This is a genomic window from uncultured Sphingomonas sp. (assembly GCF_946477935.1).
In the GTDB taxonomy this organism is placed as follows: domain Bacteria; phylum Pseudomonadota; class Alphaproteobacteria; order Sphingomonadales; family Sphingomonadaceae; genus Sphingomonas.
Window position 1 is genome coordinate 1 of record NZ_CAMLAC010000308.1, and the last position, 3,445, is coordinate 3,445.

At 63.0% G+C, this 3,445-nt stretch carries 6 protein-coding genes; 3 read left to right on the plus strand and 3 right to left on the minus strand.

Annotated elements, in window-relative coordinates; translation table 11 throughout:
- Together Q0U08_RS18970 and Q0U08_RS18975 are read left to right on the plus strand one after the other, a co-directional pair.
- The coding region (locus Q0U08_RS18970; RefSeq protein WP_298093304.1) for a DDE-type integrase/transposase/recombinase at positions 1 to 224 on the plus strand (224 nt) is incomplete at its 5' end.
- A 108-nt stretch (positions 225 to 332) separates the two neighbouring features.
- Positions 333 to 1,256 (plus strand): alpha/beta fold hydrolase, encoded by a 924-nt coding sequence (locus tag Q0U08_RS18975; protein WP_298093305.1) that lies wholly within the window; start codon positions 333 to 335, stop codon positions 1,254 to 1,256.
- A gap of 217 nt (positions 1,257 to 1,473) precedes the next feature.
- On the opposite strand, the gene Q0U08_RS18980 is transcribed toward Q0U08_RS18975, so the two are convergent.
- Together Q0U08_RS18980 and Q0U08_RS18985 are read right to left on the minus strand one after the other, a co-directional pair.
- Positions 1,474 to 1,797, minus strand: a complete 324-nt coding sequence (locus tag Q0U08_RS18980; protein ID WP_298093307.1) for a hypothetical protein — start codon at positions 1,795 to 1,797, stop codon at positions 1,474 to 1,476.
- Positions 1,779 to 2,534, minus strand: a complete 756-nt coding sequence (locus Q0U08_RS18985; protein ID WP_298093308.1) for an SDR family oxidoreductase — start codon at positions 2,532 to 2,534, stop codon at positions 1,779 to 1,781. Before Q0U08_RS18985 ends, Q0U08_RS18980 begins: the two co-directional genes overlap by 19 nt.
- Positions 2,535 to 2,606: 72 nt before the next feature.
- On the opposite strand from Q0U08_RS18985, the gene Q0U08_RS18990 reads away from it, so the two are divergent.
- Complete coding sequence (locus Q0U08_RS18990) at positions 2,607 to 3,233, plus strand: TetR/AcrR family transcriptional regulator (RefSeq protein WP_298093309.1); 627 nt, start codon at positions 2,607 to 2,609, stop codon at positions 3,231 to 3,233.
- Here Q0U08_RS18990 and Q0U08_RS18995 read toward each other — a convergent pair.
- The coding region (locus tag Q0U08_RS18995; protein WP_298093310.1) for a hypothetical protein at positions 3,212 to 3,445 on the minus strand (234 nt) is incomplete at its 5' end. The two genes, Q0U08_RS18990 and Q0U08_RS18995, sit on opposite strands and share 22 nt — an antisense overlap.

A 3,445-nucleotide genomic window follows, 5' to 3' on the forward strand; every position in this document is an offset into this window, starting at 1 on the left:
TCGGCCGCTGGGCCAACAACCGGGTGGAGAACAGCCACCTGCCGTTCCGACGACGAGAGCGGGCGATGCTGCGGTTCCGGCAGATGAAAACGCTGCAGAAGTTCGCCTCCGTTCATGCCAACGTCCACAACCACTTCAACCTGGAGCGCCATCTCACCGACCGACAAACCTACCGGGAACGACGCTCCGCCGCACTGGCGGAGTGGCAGGTGTTTGTCAGCTAGGCCGCAGCCTTCAAAGACTGACGTGCATCATGTGGAAAGCGGTTCGCGTTAGACTGACAGCACCCTCAACCGCATACGTCACGTCCTTTAGGTGTGCTGACGGAGGATATGCTCATCGATGGCGCACATACCGGCCTGAAGCTGTTCCTGCGCAACAAGCGGCCTGTAGACCGTGACACGACCGGGTCGCTGTTACTAGTGCACGGCGCTACTTTCCCATCGCTGAGCTTGTTCGACGTAGATGTGGGCGGGTTTTCCTTCATGGACGCGCTTGCTGAGGCCGGCATCGATGCTTGGGCTCTTGATGTGCGCGGCTATGGCGGCTCGACACGTCCAGCGCCAATGAACGAGGAACCCAGCAACAGCACGCCACTGGCGCGCGCCGTCGATGCGGCCGACGATGTTGCGTCTGCACTTGCTCACATCCGTAGCCTGCGTTCTCCGAGCCGCGTTGGCCTTTTGGGCATGTCATGGGGTGGATCGATCGCAGGCATTCACGCGAGCCGTCATCACGATCTCGACGCGCTAATCCTCGTCGCGCCTTTGTGGCTGTCGTCCATTCCACTCCGTTTCGACGGCGGCGCCCCAATCACGTCGCACCGTGTAGTGGATGCCGCTACTTACCGGACTGCTTGGGTTGGCTCAGCACCTGAGGCGCAGCGCGACGGCCTTCTCCCTGAGGGTTGGTTTCAACGCTGGGTCGAAGTGACCGAGGCCACCGACCCCGACGCGCCCGCAGGTTATCTCCGTGCGCCGAGCGGCGCGGTGGCTGATGTACGCGAACATTGGACGGCAGGGCGTCCGCTCTATGACCCGGCGGCTATTACAACCCCGACGTTGGTAATACGCGGCTCCTGGGATGTGGATGTGCGCCGCGACATGGCGCTTGATCTTGTTGATCGCCTCACAAGTGCCCGCGACCGGGCATATTTGGAGGTCGCCGGCGGTACGCACATGATGTTGATGGAACCTGTGCGGAAAACCGCGTTCGGCCAGATCGTCTCCTATCTGGATACGATGTTCTCTGACTGATCCATTGTGACAGAAGGTGAGAGGGCGATTACGCCTTCCCGCAAACGAACGACCAGCGAGATAGCCGGGGTATTCCGGTTGGGATGCTATTTCGAGAGAGGCCCTCCGCGTCGCAGTACCTCGCCAAGACGTAGAAACCGCGGGCGAGCGGCGCCGATCACGCACGGCAGCCCACGAATGATGGTATCGGCCCCATGCAGCTTTGACATCGGCCGGATCAGAGAAAGGCGCGGAGCCTTGCGACGAGGTCCCCAGGGTGCTCTTCCGGGAAGAAATGATCGCCAGCAACGGGCTCACCGCGGACGCTATCGGCCAGCGTCCGCCAGATCGCAAGCGGACCGCCCACCTCTTCATACCAGCTATTCAGTCCGCCTTGCTCGCTCCACAGCGCCAACAACGGACAGGTCACGCGTCGCCCCGCATTCACGTCGTCAGCGTCATGCTCGCGATCCAGCGAAGCGGCCGCCCGGTATTCCTCGCAGATCGCATGGACGCGCGCAGGGTCGCTGATCGCCTCGACCTCTACCTGCCTTCCGACCACGCGATCGCGTCGGCGCCGGCGGGCAGCAGCATCGGGCAGTCGTCGCTGGTCGCTGCCCGGAATATCGCCTCCGCGACATCTTGTGCGGTCGTCGTAACAGCGGGGGCGTGCGCCTGCATCATCGCAAGTGTCTTATGGGCGAACGCCTCATAAGCCGCCGGAAACCAGCCACTCTGTTCGACGCGACCTTGCGTGGTGGCTGCGAAGCTCGTGGCCGGGGCCAGCCCCGGCAAGACGACCCGGGTCCGGATGTTGAAGCCGGCAAGCTCGGCCGCCATCGCTTCGGTCAGGGCGGTGAGTGCCGCCTTGCTTGCCCGATACACCGACAGCATGGGGACCGGCTTGTAGGTCGAACTCGACCCGACGTTGACGATCACACCCGAACGCCGCACGCGCATGCTGGGCAGCACCGCCTGCATCATGGCCATCGGACCGAACAGATTGACGGCGAAGATCTCCTGCACCGTCTCGGGCGGCGTTCCCTCCATCGCGTTGAACCACCCGATGCCGGCGTTGTTGACGAGGACGTCGATCGGTCCGGCCTCGCCGATGGCGCGCGCAATACTGGCGGGATCGGTCACGTCGAGCGGGAGGACGCGCAGCCGGTCGGAGACGGGCAGCGTATGGGCGCCGGGATCGCGCATCGTCGCCAGCACCGACCAGCCCTGGTCGAGGAAATGGAGGGCGGTCTGGCGTCCGAATCCTGTCGAACTGCCGGTGATGAGGATGGTGGGCATGATTGGCTCCTTGGCGATCGGTGAGTGCATCGCTAATTTATGAAGCATCCCTCAGTTTTGGTATTCGCATTCATGACTCGTCCGACCGCCGCCCTACTGAAGCCCAGAAAAGCGCCGCGTCAGGCGCGCTCGGCCGTCACGATCGACGCGATCCAGATCGCCACCATTCAGGTTTTGCTAACGGACGGGGCCGGACGCTTGACGACCACGCGGGTGGCGGAACGGGCGGGCGTGTCGATCGGGACGATGTACCAATATTACCCCAACAAGGAGGCGCTGCTGTTCGCGGTGGTGGAACGGCAACTGGACCGGATCACGACCGTGATGCTGACGGCAGCGCGTGACCTGCACGGGCAGGATCTGGCGACCATCGCACGGGGGCTGACCGCCGCGTGGTTCAATGTGAAAGGGGAGGATGCCGTAACCTCCCGCGCGATGTATGCGATTGCGGCGGAGTTCGACCTGGCCGATCTGATGAGCCGGTCGATGGAACAGGGCATGCACGCGATTGGCGAGTTGCTCCGGTCCGCAAGCGACCGGCGTTCGCTCGATCCGACGTCCACTGCGCTGGTGCTGACGGCGATGCTGAGTGGTTCGGTGAGGGTGGTAATGGAAATCGAGCGCGCGGAGGAAAAGCTGGCCTGCCTGCGTCGCGAACTGCCGCTTGCCTGCCAGGCCTATCTCGTGGCCGTCAATTGAAGAGCGGCGATCAAGACCGCTGCGGCTTTCTCATCGGGAACGACTAACGAGACGGCCGGCACCGTCTCGCTTGGAATGGTCTGCCGGTACTGCGGGATCGTCGCTAATTGCCGATATTCTCCAACGCGCGTTAAGGTGTTGTCTGTTACCATCTCAAAAACGGAGCGACTGTTGAGGCCGACCACATGGTTGCCGTGCATGGCGCTCCTCCT

Coding starts and splice junctions, on each gene's coding strand:
- Q0U08_RS18975 (WP_298093305.1), top strand. CDS start 333: ATGCTCATCGATGGCGCACATACCGGCCTGAAGCTGTTCCTGCGCAAC.
- Q0U08_RS18985 (WP_298093308.1), bottom strand. CDS start 2,534: ATGCCCACCATCCTCATCACCGGCAGTTCGACAGGATTCGGACGCCAG.
- Q0U08_RS18990 (WP_298093309.1), top strand. CDS start 2,607: ATGACTCGTCCGACCGCCGCCCTACTGAAGCCCAGAAAAGCGCCGCGT.